The following is a 21,774-nucleotide window of genomic DNA, read 5'->3' on the forward strand; positions in this document are numbered from 1 at the left end:
ACATCAACCACGAGCCAGAACCTTGGTCAGCGCCTCGAGGAAGCGACTGTTTTCCGATGGCAGACCGATGGTGACGCGCAGGTGATTGGGCATGCCGTAGTTGGCCACCGGACGCACGATGACGCCTTCGCGCAACAGGCCCTGGAACACAGGAGCGGCGACACGATCCAGATCGACGCAGATGAAGTTACCCTTCGACGGGATCCAGCTCAGCCCCAATACGCGGAAACCCGCTTCCAGTTGCTGCATGCCGGCCTCGTTCAGGCGACGGCTTTCGGCCAGGTACTCTTCGTCTTTCAGCGCGGCACACGCAGCCGCCAGGGCCAGGCTGTTCACGTTGAACGGTTGGCGAACCCGGTTCAGCACATCGGCGACCACGGCGGTGGACAGGCCATAACCTACGCGCAGCGACGCCAGGCCATACGCCTTGGAGAAGGTGCGCGACACCAGCAAGTTCGGGTAGGCCGCCAGGAAATCCAGACCGTCCGGCAGATCGCTGCCTTCGGCGTATTCGATGTAGGCCTCGTCCAGCACCACCAGCACATGCTCTGGCACGTCCTGGAGGAATTCGTCCAGCGCCTCGGCGTCGAACCAGGTCCCGGTCGGGTTGTTCGGGTTGGCGATGAAGACCACGCGAGTGTTGGCGTCGATCGCCGCTAGCATGGCCGGCAGATCATGCCCCCACGCCTTGGCCGGGATCACTTTGGCCGTGGCACCAACCGCTTGCGTCGCGATGGGGTAGACCGCAAACGCATGTTCGCTGAACACCGCATTCAAACCGGGCGCCAGATAAGCACGGGCGACCAGCTCCAGAATGTCGTTGGAACCGTTGCCCAGCGTCACCTGATTGAGCTCGACGCGGCACTGCTCGGCCAACAGGGATTTGAGCGCAAAACCATTGCCGTCCGGGTAGCGGGTCAGCTCCGCCAGCTCTTCACGAATCGCGGCCAGCGCCTTGGGACTGGCGCCCAACGGGTTTTCGTTGCTGGCCAGTTTGACGATGCTGGCCGGATCGATGTCCAGCTCGCGCGCCAATTCGTCCACAGGCTTGCCCGGAACGTAGGGCGACAGTTGTTGCACGCCTGGCTGTGCCAGGGCGAGGAAGTTGCCACTCATTTGCTACCCCTTAGAGAACGGCTTTCGGGTAGGAACCCAACACTTTAAGTGCCACTGCTTCCTGACTGATTTTTTCCAGCACGCCCTTGACCAGCGGATCGCGGTGGTGACCCACGAAATCGATAAAGAACACGTAGGTCCATTTACCGCTGCGCGAAGGACGCGTCTCGATGCGGGTCAAGTCGATGCCATTGTCGTGGAACGGCACCAGCAATTCATGAAGCGCACCGGGTTTGTTGCTCATCGAGACGATGATCGACGTCTTGTCGTCGCCGGTCGGTGGCACTTCCTGGTTACCGATCATCAGGAAACGCGTGGAGTTGTCCGGACGATCCTCGATTTTCTCGGCCAGACGGGTCAGACCATAGAGGCTGGCCGCCATGTCGCCGGCAATCGCCGCCGAGTTCCACTCCCCTTTGACCCGCTTGGCCGCCTCGGCATTGCTCGAAACCGCCACGCGCTCGACATTCGGGTAGTGTGCATCCAGCCACTTGCGGCACTGGGCCAGCGACTGCGCATGGGAATAGATGCGGCTGATGCTGTCGGTCTTGGTGTTTTCACCCACCAACAGGTGGTGGTGAATACGCAGCTCGACTTCGCCACAGATGACCATGTCGTGTTCGAGGAAGCTATCGAGGGTGTGGTTGACCGCGCCTTCGGTGGAGTTCTCCACCGGAACCACGCCAAAATTCACCGCACCGGCCGCCACTTCGCGGAACACTTCGTCGATTGCCGCCATCGGCTTGCTGATCACAGCGTGACCAAAGTGCTTCATGGCGGCGGCCTGAGTGAAGGTGCCTTCGGGGCCGAGGTAAGCGACTTTCAATGGCTGCTCGAGCGCCAGGCACGAGGACATGATTTCGCGGAACAGCCGAGCCATCTCTTCGTTACCCAGCGGCCCCTGGTTACGTTCCATCACGCGCTTGAGCACCTGAGCTTCGCGCTCCGGGCGATAGAACACCGGCACTTCGCCTTCAGCCAGCGAAGACATCTTGACTCGCGCAACTTCCTGGGCGCAGCGTGCACGCTCGCTAATCAGCTCCAGGACCTTGGTGTCCAGGGCGTCGATGCGAACGCGCAGTGCCTTGAGTTCTTGCTCAGACATCAGCCGTGTTCCTTCTCGAACTCTGCCATGTACGAAATCAGCGCATTGATTGCACCGATATCCACGGCGTTATAGATGGAGGCACGCATGCCGCCCACGGAGCGGTGCCCCTTGAGGTTCAGCAGGCCACGCTCTTCGGCACCGGCCAGGAACGGCTTGTCGAGGCGATCGTCGGCCAGGCGGAACGGCACGTTCATCCACGAGCGATCGGAATTGTTGATCGGGTTGTTGTACAGGCCGCTGGCGTCGATGAAATCGTACAGGGTGCGCTGTTTGACTTCATTGAGCTTGCCAATGGCTTCCACACCACCCTGCTCCTTGAGCCACTCGAACACCAGGCCGGACAGATACCAGGCCAGGGTTGGCGGGGTGTTGTACATCGAGCCGTTATCGGCTGCGACCTTGTAGTCGAGCATGGTCGGGCACAGGGCGCGGGCCTTGCCCAGCAAGTCCTCGCGAATGATGTTGACGACGATGCCGCTTGGGCCGATGTTTTTCTGGGCACCGGCGTAGATCATGCCAAAGCGCGATACATCGACCGGACGCGAGAGGATGTCGGAGGACATGTCGGCGACCAGCGGAACGTCACCGGTCTCGGGAATCCACTGGAACTCCAGGCCACCGATGGTTTCGTTCGGCGCATAGTGAACATAGGCCGCGTCCCTGGACAGCTTCCATTCGTTCTGGCCGGGAATCGCGAAATAATCGTAAGGCTTGGCGGTTGCCGCAACATTGACATGGCCGTAGCGCGAAGCTTCTTCAATAGCTTTCTGCGACCAGATACCGGTGTCGATATAGTCAGCGCTGCCGCCCTCGGGCAGGAGGTTCAGCGGGATCTGAGCGAACTGCTGGCTCGCGCCACCTTGCAGGAACAGCACTTTGTAGTTCGATGGGATATTCAGCAGATCACGCAGGTCCTGCTCGGCCTTCGTCGCGATGGACACGAACTCATCGCTGCGATGGCTCATTTCCATGACGGACAGGCCCTTGCCGTGCCAGTCAAGGAGTTCACCTTGAGCGCGCTTCAGGACAGCTTCGGGAAGTGCCGCAGGACCGGCACAGAAGTTATAGGCTCTCTTGCTCACATCCAATCTCGCTCTGATTTGGTGGTATCACACGACAAATACACTGTGATCGCTCGGCAGCGATCTACTGTAGGAGCGAGCTTGCTCGCGAAGCGATCCATCAGCAGACATCGTCAGTGGATGTCAGTCCGTCTTCGCGAGCAAGCTCGCTCCTACAGGAAATCAATATTTTCATCAGGGGCAAACAACAAGGGGGCGAATTTTCATCCGCCCCCCTCTTTACCCGCTTACTCTTGCGGTTCTTCGTCAGCGGCGGCGTCGAGTTGCTGGTCTTCGGCAACGTCGTCTATCACGACCTCACCGTCGAACCCTGCTCCCTCTTCACCTTCCAGTTCGTCGCCTTCGACTTCCGAAGGCTCCTGCACCCGCTCAAGCCCCACCAGCGTTTCATCGTTGGCCAGCTTGATCAGGGTCACGCCCTGGGTATTACGGCCCAGGCTGGACACTTCGTCGACACGGGTACGAACCAGGGTGCCCTGGTCGGAAATCAGCATGATCTCCTCACCGTCAAGCACCTGGACCGCGCCAACCAGGCGGCCGTTACGGTCGTTGCTGACCATGGCGATAACGCCTTGGCCGCCACGCTTGTACTCAGGGAACTCAGTGATCGCCGTACGCTTGCCGTAACCACGTGCGGAAGCGGTGAGGATCTGGCTGCCTTCTTCCGGGATCAGCATGGAAATCAGCTTCTGGCCTTCCGGCAGGCGCATCCCGCGCACACCACGAGCGGTACGGCCCATGGCACGGACGTCGGTTTCCTTGAAGCGAGTCACCTTGCCACCGTCGGAGAACAGCATGACTTCGCGCTCGCCGTCGGTGATGGCAGCGGAGATCAGCACGTCGCCTTCGTCCAGCTCCAGCGCGATCAGGCCAACACTGCGTTGACGACTGAAGGATTCCAGCGGGGTCTTCTTCACGGTGCCTTTGGCAGTGGCCATGAAGATGAAGTGACCTTCGGTGTATTCCTCGACCGGCAGCATGGTGGTGATGTACTCATCACTGTCCAGCGGCAGCAGGTTCACCAGTGGACGACCGCGAGCGGCGCGGGACGCCTCTGGAATTTCGTAGGTTTTCAGCCAGTACACCTTGCCCTTGCTGGAGAACAGCAACAGCGTGGTGTGACTGTTGGCGACCAGCAGGTGAGCGATGTAGTCCTCATCCTTGACGCCAGTGGCCGACTTGCCTTTACCGCCACGACGTTGTGCCTGGTACGCAGCCAAAGGCTGGGTCTTGGCATAACCGCCGTGGGAGATGGTCACGACGCGCTCTTCTTCCGGGATCATGTCGCCCAGGGTCAGGTCGAGACGGGCATCCAGGATCTCGGTGCGCCGCACATCGCCGTATTCGGCACGGATCACTTCCAGCTCTTCGCGGATCACTTCCATCAGGCGCGCTGCGCTGTTGAGGATGCGGATCAGCTCGCCGATCTGGTTGAGGATCTCCTGGTACTCGGCCAGCAGCTTCTCATGCTCCAGGCCGGTCAGGCGGTGCAGGCGCAGTTCCAGGATGGCCTGGGCCTGCTCTGGCGACAGGAAGTATTTGCCATCGCGCAGACCGTATTGCGGATCGAGGTTTTCCGGGCGGCACGAATCGGCGCCGGCACGCTCCACCATCGCGACCACGGCGGTCGACTCCCAAGGCGTGCTGATCAGCGCTTCCTTGGCTTCCGACGGCGTTGGCGAGGCCTTGATCAGGGCGATGACCGGGTCGATGTTCGACAGGGCAACCGCTTGACCTTCAAGGATGTGACCGCGCTCACGGGCTTTTCGCAGCTCGAACACGGTACGGCGGGTCACGACTTCGCGACGGTGGCGAACGAAGGCTTCCAGCAGGTCCTTGAGGTTGAGGATCCGCGGGCGACCGTCGATCAGCGCAACGATGTTGATGCCGAACACGCTCTGCAGCTGGGTCTGGGCGTAGAGGTTGTTGAGGATGACTTCAGGCACTTCGCCGCGACGCAGTTCGATCACGACGCGCATACCGTCCTTGTCGGACTCGTCGCGCAGCTCGGTGATGCCTTCGAGCTTCTTCTCTTTTACCAGCTCGGCGATCTTCTCGATCAGGCGCGCCTTGTTCAACTGGTAAGGCAGTTCGGTGATGACGATCTGCTGGCGGCCACCGACCTTGTCGATGTCTTCGATGGTCGAGCGGGCGCGCATGTAAATGCGTCCGCGACCGGTGCGGTAGGCTTCGATGATGCCGGCGCGACCGTTGATGATCGCTGCGGTCGGGAAGTCCGGGCCAGGGATGTATTGCATCAGTTCATCGACAGTCAGCTCCGGATTGTCGATGAGCGCCAGGCAACCGTCGATGACTTCACCGAGGTTGTGCGGCGGAATGTTGGTCGCCATGCCCACGGCGATACCGCTGGAACCGTTGACCAGCAGGTTGGGAATACGGGTCGGCATGACCGCCGGGATCAGTTCGGTGCCGTCGTAGTTCGGCACCCAGTCCACGGTTTCCTTGTGCAGGTCGGCCAGCAGCTCGTGGGCCAGCTTGGTCATGCGCACTTCGGTGTATCGCATGGCCGCGGCGTTATCGCCGTCCACCGAACCGAAGTTACCCTGGCCGTCGACCAGCAGGTAACGCAGCGAGAATGGCTGCGCCATCCGAACGATGGTGTCGTACACCGCGGTATCACCGTGAGGGTGATACTTACCGATCACGTCACCGACGACACGGGCAGATTTCTTGTACGGCTTGTTGAAGTCGTTGCCCAGCTCGCTCATCGCGAACAGCACACGCCGGTGCACGGGCTTCAAGCCATCGCGCGCATCCGGCAGTGCCCGCCCGACGATTACGCTCATCGCGTAGTCGAGGTAGGACTGCTTCAGCTCGTCTTCGATATTGACCGGGAGGATTTCTTTGGCCAGTTCGCCCATGAGAAGCCTGATTCCTTTTTCTGGTGAAACTTCGTCAGGACCAACGAAGCTCGCCGATGCCGGCTGATTGCCAATGCACCGACTTACGACAAATCAACAAGTTATGCCATGGATCTGCGCAGTTGGGGCCGCCACCTCGGGCGACCCTGGAAACCGCCGGATGTTATCACAAGAGCCGCCACGCACCTATCCCCCTGATGCGCATGGAGAGTAGTTAGATGAGCGGTGACTGGCTTGACGGGGGCCTGAGGGGCTTAGAGCTGTATCGAATGTTGAAAACAGGGTTGGATCTGGTTCTTTTGTTGGTTTTACTGGCCTAATCGCGAGCAAGCTCGCTCCTACAGGGGATTGTGAGCGACATCAACCCACTGTAGGAGCGAGCTTGCTCGCGATCAGGCCTACCCAGACAACAAAAATTTTTAATGCAGGCGCTTACGGCACATCAACTGCGCCATCTTCGCGGTATCCGGACGCTCGACAATGCCCTTCTCCGTCACGATCGCATCGATCAGGTCCGCCGGGGTCACGTCGAATACCGGGTTGAACGCATCAACATCCGCACCAATCAGCTTGCCGCCCACTTCCAGCAACTCACGACCTTCGCGCTCTTCAATCGGAATGTCGTCACCGCTGGCCAGGTTCATGTCGATGGTCGAACTCGGCGCCACCACCATGAAGCGCACACCATGGTGCATGGCATTCACCGCCAGTTGATAGGTGCCGATCTTGTTCGCCACATCGCCGTTGGCGGTGATGCGGTCCGCACCGACGATGACCCAGGTGATGCCTTTGGTCTTCATGATGTGCGCTGCGGCCGAGTCGGCATTGAGCGTCACGGGAATGCCTTCGTTGACCAACTCCCACGCGGTCAATCGAGAACCTTGCAGCCAGGGACGGGTTTCGTCGGCATACACCCGCTCGATCATGCCTTCGATGAAAGCACCGCGAATGACGCCCAGCGCCGTGCCGAAGCCGCCCGTGGCCAGCGCGCCGGTGTTGCAGTGGGTCAGGATGGTCTGGGCATTGCCCTGGTGCTTGCGGATCAGATCCACACCCAGTTGCGCCATGGTGAGGTTGGCCTCGCGATCACTTTCATGAATGGCGATGGCCTCAGCCTCCAGCGCGGCCAGCGGATTGTCGTGGCCTTTCAGGCGATCGAGCCGATCGTGCATACGGTTCAGCGCCCAGAACAGGTTGACCGCCGTGGGACGGGAGTCGGCCAGCAGGGCGAAATCTTCTTCCAGCGCCGCATACCAGTCGCCTCCTTCGGCGATACGTGTCCGGGCGGCGAGCACCATGCCATAAGCGGCAGCAATGCCGATTGCCGGAGCGCCGCGCACCACCATCGACCGAATGGCCTCGGCCACCCCGGCCGCACTCGTGTACGCAAGCCAGGCTTCCTCGAGAGGCAAAATGCGCTGATCCAGCAGATACAGGGCGCCATCACGCCAATCGATGGCCTTAACTTTCTCCGCCGCCAACAGTCGATCGCGCATCCTTCACCCCGCACTCATGAACAAAAGCCGCCGATTATAGCGATCCCCCCGCGAAGACGCTCGGGTATACTTCGCCATCTTTTACAAAAGTACTGGAACCGATCCTCGATGCCGAACACTGCCGCTGCGCTCGACCTGTTATTGCTGCCGACCTGGCTGGTACCCGTCGAACCCGCTGGCGTTGTCCTCAAGGACCATGGCCTGGGCATCCGCGACGGCCGCATCGTGTTTATTGGTCCACGCGCCGCCGCGCTCAAGCTCAATGCAAGCGAAGTCCGCGAATTGCCGGACATGCTGCTCAGCCCCGGCCTCATCAATGCCCACGGCCATGCGGCGATGACCCTGTTCCGCGGCCTGGCTGACGATCTGCCACTGATGACCTGGCTGGAAAACCACATCTGGCCTGCAGAAGCCAAATGGGTCGATGAAGCCTTTGTACGCGACGGCACCGACCTTGCCATCGCCGAACAGATCAAAGGTGGCATCACCTGTTTCTCTGACATGTATTTCTTCCCGAAGGTTGCCAGCGAACGCGTACATAACAGCGGTATCCGCGCACAAATCGCGATTCCGATCCTCGACTTCCCCATCCCGGGCGCCAGCAACGCCGATGAAGCCATTCGTCAGGGCGTAGAACTGTTCAACGACCTCAAGCATCACGAGCGCATCAAAGTGACATTCGGCCCCCATGCGCCCTACACCGTGGGCGATGAAAACCTGGAGAAAATCCGGGTGATCGCTGAAGAACTGGATGCGTCGATCCACATGCACGTGCATGAGACCGCGTTCGAAGTGCAACAGGCGGTGGAGCAGCGTGGCGAGCGACCATTGGCCCGATTGGCGCGCCTGGGCCTGCTGGGACCGCGTTTTCAGGCGGTACACATGACTCAGATCAGCGATGAAGACCTGGCGATGCTGGTAGAAAGCAACACCACGGTGGTTCACTGCCCGGAATCGAACCTGAAACTGGCCAGTGGTTTCTGCCCCGTAGAGCGTTTGTGGCAGGCGGGCGTCAACGTGGCGGTCGGCACCGATGGTGCGGCCAGCAACAATGACCTCGACTTGTTGGGCGAAACCCGCACGGCGGCCCTGCTGGCCAAAGCCGTCGCGGGCTCGGCCACTGCGCTGGACGCCCATCGCGCCCTGCGCATGGCGACGCTCAACGGTGCCCGAGCCCTGGGGATCGAAGCCGAGACAGGCTCGCTGGAAATCGGCAAGGTCGCGGACATGGTTGCATTCGACCTGTCTGGCCTGGCGCAGCAGCCGGTCTACGATCCGGTTTCGCAGCTTATATATGCCACCGGCCGCGACTGCGTGAAACACCTGTGGGTCGCCGGTAAACAATTGCTCGATGATCGCCGCCTGACGCGGCTCGATGAAGAACAACTGGCCGCCACTGCCAGGGCCTGGGGCCAGCGCATCAGCGGCCACAACGAATCGTAAGCCCCCTGACCGCCGTCGGGGCAACAGGATTTTTCAAGTTTTAGAGGATGAACCATGAGTAACGTCGACTACGCCGAAATCGCCAAATTCGAAGCCCTGGCCCATCGCTGGTGGGACCGTGAAAGCGAGTTCAAACCCCTGCATGACATCAACCCTCTGCGGGTCAACTGGATTGACGAGCGCGTCAATCTGGCCGGCAAAAAGGTGCTCGACGTCGGTTGCGGCGGCGGTATCCTCAGCGAAGCCATGGCCCAGCGCGGCGCCACCGTGACCGGCATCGACATGGGTGAAGCGCCGTTGGCCGTCGCGCAGCTGCATCAGCTGGAATCCGGCGTGCAGGTCGAATACAAGCAGATCACCGCCGAAGCCCTGGCCGAAGAAATGCCGGAACAGTTCGATGTGGTGACCTGCCTGGAAATGCTCGAGCACGTACCCGACCCGTCGTCGGTCATCCGCGCCTGCTACAAAATGGTCAAGCCGGGTGGCCAGGTGTTCTTCTCCACCATCAACCGCAACCCGAAGGCGTACCTGTTCGCCATCGTCGGCGCCGAATACATCATGAAGCTGCTGCCGCGTGGCACCCACGACTTCAAGAAATTCATCCGCCCTTCCGAGCTGGGTGCCTGGAGCCGCATGGCCGGCCTGACCGTCAAGGACATCATCGGCCTGACGTACAACCCACTGACCAAGCATTACAAGCTGGCTGGCGACGTGGACGTCAACTACATGATCCAGACCCTGCGCGAGGAGTAAGCCGATGCGTATCAGAGCGGTCCTTTTCGACATGGACGGCACCCTGCTCGACACCGCGCCGGACTTCATCGCGATCTGTCAGGCAATGCGGGCCGATCGCGGCTTGCCGCCAATCAATGACAAACATATCCGCGACGAAATTTCCGGTGGCGCCAAGGCGATGGTCGCCGTGACATTCTCCATGGACCCGGAGTCGCCGGGCTTCGAAGAGCTGCGCCAGGAGTTCCTGGAACGCTACCTCAAGGGTTGTGCCGTTCACAGCAAGCTGTTCGACGGCATGCCTGAAGTGCTGGCCGACATCGAGAAAGCCAACCTGATCTGGGGCGTAGTGACCAACAAGCCCGTGCGGTTTGCCGAGCCGATCATGCAGCAACTGGGGCTGGCCGAGCGTTCGGCGCTGTTGATCTGCCCCGACCATGTGAAGAACAGCAAGCCTGACCCGGAGCCGTTGATCCTGGCGTGCAAGATGCTCGACCTGGACCCGGCCAGCGTACTGTTCGTCGGTGACGACCTGCGCGACATCGAGTCGGGCCGCGACGCCGGCACCCGTACGGCGGCGGTGACCTATGGCTACATTCACCCCGACGACAATCCGCGGCATTGGGGTGCGGACGTGGTGGTGGATCATCCGCTGGAGCTGCGCAAGGTGCTTGATAGCGCGTTGTGTGGGTGCTGAGATTTGCGTTGTCTCGGCTGACGCCATCGCGGGCAAGCCCGCTCCTACAGTTACTGCGTCGTACATAAGTGGTGTTTACACCCCTGACCCTGTGGGAGCGAGCTTGCTCGCGATTGACCGCGCAGCGGTCACCCCGGCGCACAACCTGATTTGTTGAGGTTCTTATGTTTGATTACTCCGCACGCCCCGATCTGCTTCAGGGCCGCATCATCCTGGTCACCGGTGCCGGTCGTGGCATCGGTGCCGCCGCAGCGAAGGCCTACGCGGCCCACGGCGCCACCGTGCTGTTGCTCGGCAAGACCGAAGCCAACCTGACCCAGGTCTACGACGAAATCGAAGCCGCCGGCCATCCACAGCCAGCGGTGATCCCGTTCAACCTGGAGACCGCCCAGCCCCATCAGTACGATGAACTGGCGGCGATGATCGAGGGCGAGTTCGGCCACCTCGACGGCTTGCTGCACAACGCGTCGATCATTGGTCCGCGCACGCCCATCGAACAGCTGTCCGGCGAAAACTTCATGCGTGTCATGCAGGTCAACGTCAACGCCATGTTCATGCTCACCAGCACCCTGCTGCCATTGCTCAAGCTGTCGCAGGACGCCTCGGTGGTGTTCACTTCCAGCAGTGTCGGGCGCAAGGGCCGTGCGTATTGGGGCGCTTACGGCGTGTCGAAATTCGCCACCGAAGGGCTAATGCAAACCCTGGCGGACGAGGTCGACACCGTTGCCCCGGTGCGCTCCAACAGCATCAACCCCGGCGCCACCCGCACCAGCATGCGCGCCCAGGCTTACCCTGGGGAAAATCCGCTGAACAACCCAACCCCCGAAGAGATCATGCCGGTCTACCTCTACCTGATGGGTCCGGACAGCACTGGCATCAACGGCCAGGCGTTCAACGCCCAGTAATACCGTGCGTCGGCTTTGTGCCGTGGCGAATTCCCGTCACGGCACTCTTCCCACTAAACTTTGTCGTAAATGTCCTACGGGACTGATGGATCAGTACGACGCGCAGCCAGTGCCGCCCTCACCCTGCTTGTAAGACAGACTTACTGCTCAAGGGCGCACGCCATATGAAATCACCCCCCCAGACCAACGCAATTGACTTCGACGCTGCCAAATTGCAACGCCTGGGCATTGGTCTACAACCCTCACTGCTGAAGCGGCCGGTCAGCCTTGCGCAGGTGCGCCAGCAGTTGAATCAGCAGTTGCAGACCAGTCTTGAGCCGCAACGTATTCTCGACGGGTTTTTCCGTGAAATTCATCGGCTGGTGCCACTGGACGCCTTGAGCTATGAACACAAGGCCAGCGACCTGCGACTGGAATTCGGCCGACGCGGCTACCACTCGATCAGCTACAGCCTCAGTCATGAAGGCGAGCACCTGGGCGAGCTGGTATTTCGCCGCAACCAGCGCTTCAGCGATCAGGAGCTGGGCAACCTCGAATCGCTGCTCTCGACCCTGTTGTACCCGATGCGCAATGCCTTGCTCTATCGCGCAGCTACCCAAAGCGCTCTGCGCGACCCGCTGACGGATACCGGCAACCGCATCGCCATGGATCAAACGCTGCAGCGGGAAATCGACATGTCGCGTCGGCATCTGCAGCCCTTGTCAGTGCTCATGCTGGACATCGATCACTTCAAGCAGATCAATGACACCCATGGCCACGGCGCTGGCGATGACGTACTGCGTGCCGTGGCAGCCGCGATCAAGAGCCAGTTGCGCAACGTCGACATGGTGTTTCGCTACGGTGGCGAGGAGTTTCTGATCCTGCTGTCCAACACCGGCCGCGAGGCCGGAGCCCTGGTTGGCGAGCGCTTGCGAGCTTGTGCACAGAACCAGGATTTCCTCGCCGATGGTCATTTGATCGAGTTGACCGTCAGCCTTGGCTGTTCGACCCTGCTGCCCGGCGAGTCGGCCGAGAGCCTGCTTCGCCGTGCCGACAGCGCGCTCTATGTGGCCAAGCGTGAAGGACGCAATCGCCTGGCGATGGCAGGCTGAATCGGGCTGGCCGCCGCAGCGGCCCATCTCGACGCCTCAGCGCAGCGTGCCGCGCAGCTCGCCGACCCGTGCGCGCAAACTGGCTGGCTCCGCCAACTCAACCGCTACCGCCGGCCCCGCCACCAACGTCACCCGCGACCACAGGCGCCGGAAGATTCCCTTGGCGGGATCGCGACTGAAAAAGCTGCCCCACAAGCCCTGCAACGCCAGTGGAATCACCGGCACGGGGGTCTCCTCGAGAATCCGCGTCAAGCCGCCCTTGAACTCGTTGATCTCGCCATCGGCCGTCAACTTTCCCTCGGGGAAAATGCACACCAGCTCACCGTCTTTCAGATACTGCGCGATCCGCGTGAAAGCCTTTTCATAGATCTGAATGTCCTCATGACGCCCGGCGATGGGAATGGTCCCGGCAGTGCGGAAGATGAAGTTCAGCACGGGCAGGTTGTAGATTTTGTAATACATCACAAAGCGAATCGGCCGACGCACAGCGCCGCCGATCAGCAACGCGTCGACGAACGACACGTGGTTGCACACCAGCAACGCCGCGCCTTCATCCGGAATCGCCTCCAGGTTGCGATGCTCGACGCGGTACATGGAATGGCTGAGCAGCCAGATCATGAATCGCATGGTGAACTCGGGAACGATCCTGAAAATGTAGGCATTGACGCCGATGTTCAACAGCGAGACCACCAGGAACAGGTGTGGGATCGACAGTTTGACCACGCTCAGCAACACGATAGAGACAATGGCCGACACCACCATGAACAACGCATTGAGAATGTTGTTGGCGGCAATCACCCGCGCCCGCTCGTTTTCCGGCGTGCGCGACTGGATCAGCGCGTACAGCGGCACGATGTAGAAACCACCGAAGATCCCCAGGCCGAGAATGTCCATCAACACCAGCCAGGTGTGAGCGAAACCGAGGACTTCGATCCAGCCATGGCCGGTGGCGCTGTCGGGGATCCCACCGGAATGCCACCACAGTAAAAGACCGAATACGGTCAGGCCGAACGAGCCGAATGGCACCAGGCCGATCTCAACCTTGCGCCCGGACAGCTTTTCGCAAAGCAGCGAGCCGAGGGCGATGCCTACCGAGAACACTGTGAGGATCAGGGTCACCACGGTTTCGTCGCCGTGCATCCACTCCTTGGCATAGGCCGGGATCTGCGTCAGGTAAATCGCCCCGACGAACCAGAACCACGAGTTGCCAACGATTGAGCGCGACACGGCCGGCGTTTGCCCCAGCCCCAGTTTCAAGGTGGCCCAGGACTGGCTGAAAATGTTCCAGTTCAGACGCATTTGCGGTGACGAGGCCGCCGCACGCGGGATGCTGCGGCTGGCCAAATAACCGAGCACCGCGATGCCGATGATCGCCGTGGAGACGATAGGGGCGTAGTTGGCGGACGACATCATGATCCCGGCGCCGATCGTCCCGGCGAGAATCGCCAGGAAGGTGCCCATCTCCACCAGACCGTTGCCGCCGACCAGCTCTTCCTCGTGCAGCGCCTGGGGCAGGATCGAGTATTTCACCGGGCCGAACAGCGCCGAGTGCGTGCCCATGGCGAACAATGCCACCAGCATCAAGGCCAGATGATCGAAGACGAACCCCACCGCCCCTACCACCATGATCGCGATTTCCCCGAGCTTGATCAGACGGATCAGCGCGTCCTTGGCGAACTTCTCACCAAATTGCCCGGCCAGTGCCGAGAAGAGGAAAAACGGGAGAATAAACAGCAGCGCGCACAGGTTGACCCAGATCGAGCGATCACCCTCGATGGTCAGCTTGTACAGAATGGCAAGAATCAACGACTGCTTGAACACGTTGTCGTTGAATGCCCCGAGGGACTGAGTCAGAAAGAACGGCAGGAAGCGCCGGGTGCGCAGCAAGGTGAACTGTGAGGGGTGACTCATCTTCCGTGTGTCCCTGTTCTTGGGTAACGAGTGGCCTGGATTCTAATTATTGGAATGTCGAACGTCGATCCAGGCCACACCTTACCGAATCCTGGACGGTTATTTCTTTAAACCTGCAATACAAGGTGAGACAAACAAATCGCCGCGCCAAGCGCCCTGCACCGTGCGTCCGGCGACGATCAACCACATCACCACCAGCAGCGCCACCAGCGCACAACCAAAGACACTGAAAAACATCAGGTCCAGGTGGCTCGCCAGTTTCAGCGTCGCCAGAGCATAGACGCCCAGGGGAAAGGTAAAGCCCCACCAACCCAGATTGAACGGAATGCCGGAGCTCAGGTAACGACAGGTGATCAGAAACGCGATCAACATCCACCACAGCGCGAAGCCCCATAGCGTAATCCCCGCCACCAGCCCCAGGCCCGCAGCGATCTCACCGACACCCGGCATGCCGTTGGCGGCGAAAATCGCCGGCGCGTCATTACCCAGCAACAACATGCCCAGCGCCCCGGTCCCAATCGGGCCGAGCGCCAGCCAGCTCGACGCCGCCATGTTTTCGTGGGGCAACTTGTGAAGGGCCATGCGCAACAACAGGATGGTCAGAATGCTCAGGGCCACCGGCAGGGAAAACGCCCACAGCACGTAACTGGTGACCAGCACTACGAGTTGCGCATGGGCATCGGCCAGGTGCGGTGCAAGCAACCCACCACTGGCGGCGGCGACCTCGGCAGCCACCACCGGCAGGAGCCAGACAGCGGTCATCTGGTCAATGCTGTGCTCCTGGCGCGTGAACATCATATAAGGAATCAACACGCCACAGGCCACGGACAGCGCTACGTCCAGCCACCACAGCAACCCGGCGACCTGAATCATGCCATCGCCCCAGCGCGGCAACCCAAACACCAGGCAACCGTTAATGATGGTCGCCAGCCCCATGGGAATGGTGCCAAAGAACATCGAGACCGTGGAGTGGCCGAAAATGCGCCGGGCCTCATCGAAAAACAGTAGCCAACGCGCTGCGTAGAGCGCCGTGAACAAGGCAAACAGAACGATGTTCAACAGCCAGAGCGCTTCAGCCAACGCTCGCAAACCGGGCACTGCGAATGGCAGTTGTGCAAGCGCCAACGCAAGGACACCGGTGCCCATGGTGGCGGCGAACCAGTTCGGGGTGAAATGGCGAATGACATCGCGCGGATGCTGCAAATGGCTTAAAGGTCTGAAACTGGGCGTGGCGATAGTGGGGCATGTCATGTCGAACTCCTGTCCTCTGAAGAGGTAGAGCCCATGGTAGATCCAGATCGAATATCTATATAACGGGTAATTTCTCTAACTGTTATCTATTTTACAGATAAGTGTTCTAGACACTGCCTTCCGACTCGATCACCAGGACTCTCGCCACGCCCAATGGCCGCGCCACATGCTCGGTCCCGACCGACGCATAGAAGATATCGCCGACTTCCAGTACGACGGTTTTCTCGACACCGTCCTCGCGGTATCGCATCTGCACGTGGCCATCGAGCACGACGAATACCTCCTGGCCGTCGTTCACGTGCCATTTGTAGGGCTGGTCGGTCCAGTGCAGGCGCGTGGTGATGCCATTCATGTTGGCGATGTCGAGCGCACCCCAGGCACGCTCGGCGGTGAAACTTTTGCTGCGGATGATGTTCATGGTCGGTCCGTCGATGAATGACCGGCCAAGGCTAACCCAAAATGCCCCGCTGCGGCTTCACCCAGCGGCGCATTTCATGGACGCCCGGCGGCGCTGTACGGTTGGGCGCGCTGCTGGCGCAGCAACGCCAGCAGCGCACCGACTGCGAGGACGATCAGCACGACACCGTAGCCCTCGGTTGTCTTTACCAGGCCAAAGGTTCGCGTCAGGTTACCGGCCAGCAACGACGGCAAGCAGAACGCCAGATAGCTCAACGCGTAATAGGCCGACATCAGCCCCGCTCGCTCATGCGGCAAGGCCAGTGGCACAACCGTGCGCAGCGTGCCGAGAAAACTCGCACCGAAGCCGCAACCGGCAACCAGGGTCCCGATGAAGAACAACACCAGGCTGGCGCTGTGCACAGCCAGCAGAATGAGTATCACGCCCACGGGCAGGACGCTCGCCCCCAGGCGCAAAACTTTGTCGGCAGGCCGATTGCGCAAGGTGTAAATCATCAGGGCACCGGTGACGGTGAGCACGGCCACGGTCGCGCCACCGATCAGGTTCGAGGTCGAGCCCGTGGCGGTTCGCACCAGCGAAGGAGCGAGGGAGGCAAAAAAACCACCCAGCGCCCAAGCGGCGGTGTTGATCGGCAGCACCAGGTACAAGGTCCGCCGCGCCTGCACCGGCACATGCAGCGTTGGCAGCAACGACGACAGCGCGCCAGGTTGGGGACTCACGCTCTCTGGCAGACGCCAGACATAGAGTGCCTGCCAGGCGAACAGCGCGAAGAGAATCCAGAAGGTCAATTGCAATGGCAGGGGTGCGAACTCCACCAGCAAGCCGCAGCCCATGGCCCCAGCCGCCATGCCCAGCAACGGCGCTACGCTATTGACCAATGGGCCTTGCTGACGATCACAATCGAGCAGTGCCGCCCCCAACGATGCGGTGGCCATCCCGGTAGCGAAACCTTGAAGGACGCGCGCGCCGATCAACCAGGCCACGCTGTCGGCATGGATAAACAGCAGCATGGCCAACATGTTGAGCAGCACCGCGGTAAAAATGACCGGCTTGCGTCCGAGGTAATCGGAAAGTGAACCGACTGTCAGCAGCGCCACGAGCAGGCTCATGGCATACACGCCGAAAATCAGGGTCAGGGTTGCCGCCGTGAACTGCAGTTGCTCTTGATACAGGTGATACAAGGGCGTCGGCGCCGTGGAAGCGGCGAGAAAACTGAGTAAAGTGATCGCCAGAAAGCCCAGGCTTGACCGTGTGGAATTTGAATTCGGCATGTGCACACTCCGCAAAAGCTAATTTTTTGCTTTTGCGGAGTGTGCGACTCACTGGCGCTTAAAGCAAATTCTTTGTGTTAAGGTCCGGCACATGGCTATTAAAGAAGGTTTACGCCCAGGCGGTCGCAGCGCCCGGGTTCAGGAATCGATCCACTCGGCGGTGCGCGCGCTCCTTGCCGAGCAGGATCGCGCCAGCGTGACCGTCCCGCAGATCGCTGCGCGCGCGGGCGTTACGCCGTCGACCATTTATCGGCGCTGGGGTGATCTGTCGGCCCTGCTCGCAGACGTCGCCCTGGCGCGTATGCAGCCCGATAGTCAGCCGCTCGATACCGGCAGCCTTCGCGGCGACGTGCAGGCATGGGCGGAGCAGTACCTGGACGAAATGAGCTCCGAGCCAGGCCGCAACATGCTGCGCGATGTACAGGCGAGCCCGACACCCGGCTGCTGCGCGACCATCATTGCCGGGCAGTTGCAGGCGATCCTGGATCGTTATCCCGATCAGCCCAAGCCCAGCGTGGATCATCTGATCAATCTGGTGGTGGCGCCTTCAGTGTTCCGCATTCTGTTCTCCACGGCGCCGCTGGAGATTGAGGAGTTGCAGGGGTTGGTCGGGATTGCGTTGAGTCAGTGAAACCGCCATCGCGGGCAAGCCCGCTCCCACAAAGAGCACCGCTGTACCTGTGGGAGCGGGCTTGCCCGCGATGAGGCCAGCTCAGCCACCGTAAATCCCCCGGAAAACCCCATGCGACACCCCGCCACGCCACGACCTTGGTCGACACTGACTAACGCAGACGGTCGTGCGAGACTGTCTGTCCGGGCACATGCCCCGGGTGTCTTTTGTCTGGAGTCTCCATGTCGCTGTCCAGCGGGCTGATCGCCGCCGTTGCCCTGGCCTATATGGCCATCATGTTTGCCATCGCCTTCTACGGTGACCGGCGCAGTACGCCGCTGCCACCGCGAGTGCGTGCCTGGGTATACAGCCTGTCGCTGGCGGTCTATTGCACCAGTTGGACCTTCTTCGGCGCCGTCGGCCAGGCGGCTGAACAACTCTGGTCGTTCCTCCCGATCTACCTGGGGCCGATCCTGCTGCTGGTCTGTGCACCGTGGGTCCTGCAGAAAATGGTGATGATCAGCAAACAGGAGAACATCACCTCCATCGCCGACTTCATCGCCGCCCGCTACGGCAAATCCCAGTCGCTGGCGATCGTCGTCGCGTTGATCTGCCTCGTCGGTGTGCTGCCCTACATCGCCCTGCAACTCAAGGGCATCGTGCTCGGCGTGAACCTGCTGATCGGAGCTGGTGCCGACGCGATGGGCACCCGCGCCCAGGACACCGCGCTGATCGTGTCACTGGTACTGGCGCTGTTTACCATCGTGTTTGGTACTCGCAACCTCGACGCCACGGAACACCACCGCGGCATGGTGCTGGCGATTGCGTTCGAGTCGCTGGTCAAGCTGCTCGCCTTTCTTGCGGTCGGCGCGTTCGTGACTTACGGGCTGTACGACGGTTTTGACGACCTGTTCGACCAGGCCATGCTCGCCCCGCGCCTGGAGGAATACTGGAAGGAAACCATCAACTGGCCATCGATGGTGGTGCAGACCGGTGTGGCAATGATGGCGATCATCTGCCTGCCGCGACAATTCCATGTGACGGTGGTGGAGAACATCGATCCGCAGGACCTGCGCCTGGCCAAGTGGGTGTTCCCCGCCTATCTGGCGCTGGCGGCGCTGTTTGTGGTGCCCATCGCCCTGGCCGGCCAAATGATGCTGCCCAGTTCAGTGATACCTGACTCGTTCGTGATCAGCCTGCCACTGGCCCAGTCCCATCCCGCGCTGGCATTGCTGGCATTTATCGGCGGCGCGTCGGCGGCGACTGGTATGGTCATTGTGGCCAGCGTGGCGCTGTCGACCATGGTCTCCAACGACATGCTGCTGCCTTGGTTGCTACGCCGTAACAATGCCGAGCGGCCGTTCGAAGTGTTCCGCCAATGGATGCTCTCCGTGCGCCGCGTCAGCATCGTGGTAATTCTGCTGCTGGCGTACGTCAGCTATCGATTGCTGGGCTCAACCGCCAGCCTGGCGACTATCGGCCAGATCGCCTTCGCCGCCGTGACCCAACTGGCGCCGGCCATGCTGGGTGCGTTGTACTGGAAACAGGCGAATCGCCGGGGCGTGTTCGCGGGTCTCGCCGCCGGCACGTTCCTGTGGTTCTACACGCTGGTCCTGCCGATTGCCGCCCACAGCCTGGGCTTGTCATTGAGCAGCTTCCCGGGCCTGGCCTGGCTGCACAGCAATCCACTGAATCTGCCAATCACCCCCCTGACGCAAGGCGTGGTGCTGTCCCTGACGGGCAACTTCACCCTGTTCGCCTGGGTATCGGTACTGTCGCGAACCCGCGTCTCGGAACATTGGCAAGCAGGTCGTTTCATTGGCCAGGAAATCAGTGCCCGCCCCAGCGCCCGTTCAATGCTGGCGGTGCAAATCGACGACCTGCTGCAACTGGCGGCCCGTTTTGTCGGTGAAGAACGGGCCCGCCAGAGCTTTATCCGCTTCGCCTACCGCCAGGGCAAAGGCTTCAACCCCAACCAGAACGCCGACGATGAATGGATCGCCCACACCGAACGCCTGCTGGCCGGTGTACTCGGCGCGTCTTCGACGCGGGCAGTGGTAAAAGCCGCCATCGAAGGTCGGGAAATGCAACTTGAGGACGTCGTCCGAATCGCCGACGAAGCCTCGGAAGTGCTGCAGTTCAACCGCGCGCTGTTGCAGGGTGCGATCGAGAACATCACCCAGGGCATCAGCGTGGTCGATCAATCGCTGCGCCTGGTAGCGTGGAACCGACGATATCTGGAGCTGTTCAACTACCCCGACGGGTTAATCAGTGTCGGCCGTCCGATTGCCGACATCATCCGCTATAACGCCGAGCGTGGGCTTTGCGGCCCCGGTGAAGCGGAAGTGCACGTCGCGCGCCGCTTGCACTGGATGCGCCAGGGCCGCGCCCACACCTCCGAACGATTGTTCCCTAACGGGCGTGTGATCGAGTTGATCGGCAACCCGATGCCGGGCGGCGGGTTTGTCATGAGTTTCACCGACATCACCGCGTTCCGCGAGGCCGAACAGGCGCTCACCGAAGCCAACGAAGGCCTGGAGCGCCGGGTAACGGAGCGCACCCACGAGCTGTCGCAACTCAACATCGCGCTGACCGAAGCCAAGGGCACCGCCGAGTCGGCCAACCAGTCGAAAACCCGATTCCTTGCGGCGGTCAGCCACGACCTGATGCAGCCGCTGAACGCCGCACGCCTGTTCTCTGCCGCCTTGTCCCATCAGGACGACGGCTTGTCCAGCGAGGCGCAGAAGCTGGTGCAACACCTGGATTCGTCACTGCGCTCGGCCGAAGACCTGATCAGCGACCTGCTGGATATTTCGCGCCTGGAGAACGGCAAGATCAACCCGGATATCAAACCGTTCATGCTCAACGAGCTGTTTGACATTCTCGGCGCGGAATTCAAGGCGCTGGCACGCGAGCAAGGGCTCAAGTTCAGGGTGCGCGGCAGCACCCTGCGGGTCGACAGCGACATCAAGCTACTGCGCCGGATCCTGCAGAATTTCCTCACCAATGCTTTCCGCTATGCCCGTGGCCCGGTGCTGCTGGGAGTACGTCGGCGCAAGGGCGAGCTGTGCCTGGAAGTCTGGGATCGCGGCCCGGGGATTGCCGAAGACAAATTGAAAGTGATCTTCGAAGAATTCAAGCGCCTCGACAGCCATCAGACCCGCGCCGAGAAAGGCCTGGGGTTGGGCCTGGCCATTGCCGATGGGCTGTGCCGTGTGCTCGGCCATACCTTGCAAGTGCGCTCCTGGCCAGGACGCGGCAGCGTGTTCAGCGTCAGCGTGCCGTTGAGCAAGGCCCCTGTTGCCGCACCGATCAACGCCACCGAACTCAACGGTAAATTGTTGAGCGGCGCGCAGGTACTGTGCATCGACAATGAAGACAGCATCCTGATCGGTATGAACAGCCTGCTGACCCGCTGGGGTTGCCAGGTCTGGACCGCCCGCAACCGTGACGAGTGCGCGGCACTGCTGGACAGCGGCATACGTCCGCAATTGGCATTGGTCGATTACCACCTGGACGATGGCGAGACCGGGACCGAGTTGATGGCCTGGCTGCGCACCCGCCTGGGTGAGCCGGTGCCAGGCGTGGTGATCAGCGCCGATGGTCACCCGGAGACGGTGGCGCGGGTGCATGCAGCTGGCCTGGATTACCTGGCCAAGCCGGTCAAACCTGCGGCGCTGCGCGCCTTGTTGAGCCGGCATCTGCCGCTGTGATCGGCGCTTTACCTGTAGGAGCGAGCTTGCTCGCGATCAAGGTCCAGG

The 21,774-nt window shown here is 61.0% G+C and carries 16 protein-coding genes; 7 read left to right on the forward strand and 9 right to left on the reverse strand.

Going from position 1 to position 21,774, the window contains the following annotated elements; translation table 11 throughout:
• Positions 1-3: 3 nt before the first annotated feature.
• The 5 genes from hisC to mtnA all read right to left on the reverse strand — a co-directional run bounded on the left by hisC (position 4) and on the right by mtnA (position 7,684).
• Positions 4-1,116, reverse strand: coding sequence for a histidinol-phosphate transaminase (hisC, locus tag AB4N64_RS16930; protein ID WP_460117045.1), 1,113 nt, complete (start codon positions 1,114-1,116; stop codon positions 4-6).
• Positions 1,117-1,126: 10 nt separating this feature from the next.
• Entirely contained in the window at positions 1,127-2,221 is a 1,095-nt protein-coding gene (pheA, locus tag AB4N64_RS16935) for a prephenate dehydratase (RefSeq protein ID WP_460117046.1), read from the reverse strand.
• Positions 2,221-3,306, reverse strand: coding sequence for a 3-phosphoserine/phosphohydroxythreonine transaminase (serC, locus tag AB4N64_RS16940; RefSeq protein WP_460117047.1), 1,086 nt, complete (start codon positions 3,304-3,306; stop codon positions 2,221-2,223). Before serC ends, pheA begins: the two co-directional genes overlap by 1 nt.
• 227 nt (positions 3,307-3,533) lie before the next feature.
• Positions 3,534-6,188, reverse strand: a complete 2,655-nt coding sequence (gene gyrA / locus AB4N64_RS16945) for a DNA gyrase subunit A (protein ID WP_460117048.1) — start codon at positions 6,186-6,188, stop codon at positions 3,534-3,536.
• A 419-nt stretch (positions 6,189-6,607) separates the two neighbouring features.
• Positions 6,608-7,684 carry an S-methyl-5-thioribose-1-phosphate isomerase gene (gene mtnA / locus AB4N64_RS16950; protein WP_460117049.1) on the reverse strand — a complete coding sequence of 359 codons (1,077 nt, stop codon included), beginning with the start codon at positions 7,682-7,684 and terminating at the stop codon, positions 6,608-6,610.
• 108 nt (positions 7,685-7,792) lie between these two features.
• On the opposite strand from mtnA, the gene AB4N64_RS16955 reads away from it, so the two are divergent.
• From AB4N64_RS16955 to AB4N64_RS16975, 5 genes are all read left to right on the forward strand, one after another.
• The gene (locus tag AB4N64_RS16955; RefSeq protein WP_460117051.1) at positions 7,793-9,127 is read left to right on the forward strand and encodes a TRZ/ATZ family hydrolase; all 1,335 of its coding nucleotides are present in this window, start codon (positions 7,793-7,795) and stop codon (positions 9,125-9,127) included.
• Positions 9,128-9,181: 54 nt separating this feature from the next.
• A complete protein-coding gene (ubiG, locus tag AB4N64_RS16960) occupies positions 9,182-9,880 on the forward strand; it encodes a bifunctional 2-polyprenyl-6-hydroxyphenol methylase/3-demethylubiquinol 3-O-methyltransferase UbiG (protein WP_460117052.1) in 699 nt (232 codons plus the stop codon).
• 4 nt (positions 9,881-9,884) lie between these two features.
• Positions 9,885-10,556, forward strand: coding sequence for an N-acetylmuramic acid 6-phosphate phosphatase MupP (gene mupP, locus AB4N64_RS16965; protein WP_460117053.1), 672 nt, complete (start codon positions 9,885-9,887; stop codon positions 10,554-10,556).
• Between the two features lie 164 nt (positions 10,557-10,720).
• Positions 10,721-11,461, forward strand: a complete 741-nt coding sequence (locus tag AB4N64_RS16970; RefSeq protein WP_460117054.1) for a YciK family oxidoreductase — start codon at positions 10,721-10,723, stop codon at positions 11,459-11,461.
• Between the two features lie 164 nt (positions 11,462-11,625).
• A complete protein-coding gene (locus AB4N64_RS16975; protein WP_460117055.1) occupies positions 11,626-12,552 on the forward strand; it encodes a GGDEF domain-containing protein in 927 nt (308 codons plus the stop codon).
• A 36-nt stretch (positions 12,553-12,588) separates the two neighbouring features.
• On the opposite strand, the gene AB4N64_RS16980 is transcribed toward AB4N64_RS16975, so the two are convergent.
• From AB4N64_RS16980 to AB4N64_RS16995, 4 genes are all read right to left on the reverse strand, one after another.
• Positions 12,589-14,463: an MFS transporter gene (locus AB4N64_RS16980; protein ID WP_460117056.1), complete on the reverse strand. Its 1,875-nt coding sequence runs from the start codon at positions 14,461-14,463 to the stop codon at positions 12,589-12,591.
• A gap of 99 nt (positions 14,464-14,562) precedes the next feature.
• Positions 14,563-15,714 (reverse strand): TDT family transporter, encoded by a 1,152-nt coding sequence (locus AB4N64_RS16985; RefSeq protein ID WP_460117057.1) that lies wholly within the window; start codon positions 15,712-15,714, stop codon positions 14,563-14,565.
• Positions 15,715-15,820: 106 nt separating this feature from the next.
• Positions 15,821-16,132, reverse strand: coding sequence for a cupin domain-containing protein (locus AB4N64_RS16990; protein WP_460117058.1), 312 nt, complete (start codon positions 16,130-16,132; stop codon positions 15,821-15,823).
• 74 nt (positions 16,133-16,206) lie between these two features.
• Positions 16,207-17,403, reverse strand: a complete 1,197-nt coding sequence (locus AB4N64_RS16995; RefSeq protein ID WP_460117059.1) for an MFS transporter — start codon at positions 17,401-17,403, stop codon at positions 16,207-16,209.
• 91 nt (positions 17,404-17,494) lie between these two features.
• Here AB4N64_RS16995 and AB4N64_RS17000 point away from each other — a divergent pair, with 91 nt between their 5' ends.
• Both AB4N64_RS17000 and AB4N64_RS17005 read left to right on the forward strand, forming a co-directional pair.
• A complete protein-coding gene (locus AB4N64_RS17000; protein ID WP_460117060.1) occupies positions 17,495-18,034 on the forward strand; it encodes a TetR/AcrR family transcriptional regulator in 540 nt (179 codons plus the stop codon).
• 221 nt (positions 18,035-18,255) lie between these two features.
• Positions 18,256-21,726, forward strand: coding sequence for a hybrid sensor histidine kinase/response regulator (locus AB4N64_RS17005; RefSeq protein WP_460117061.1), 3,471 nt, complete (start codon positions 18,256-18,258; stop codon positions 21,724-21,726).
• Positions 21,727-21,774: the final 48 nt, after the last annotated feature.

The sequence above is a fragment of the Pseudomonas sp. S2_C03 genome, assembly GCF_054668405.1.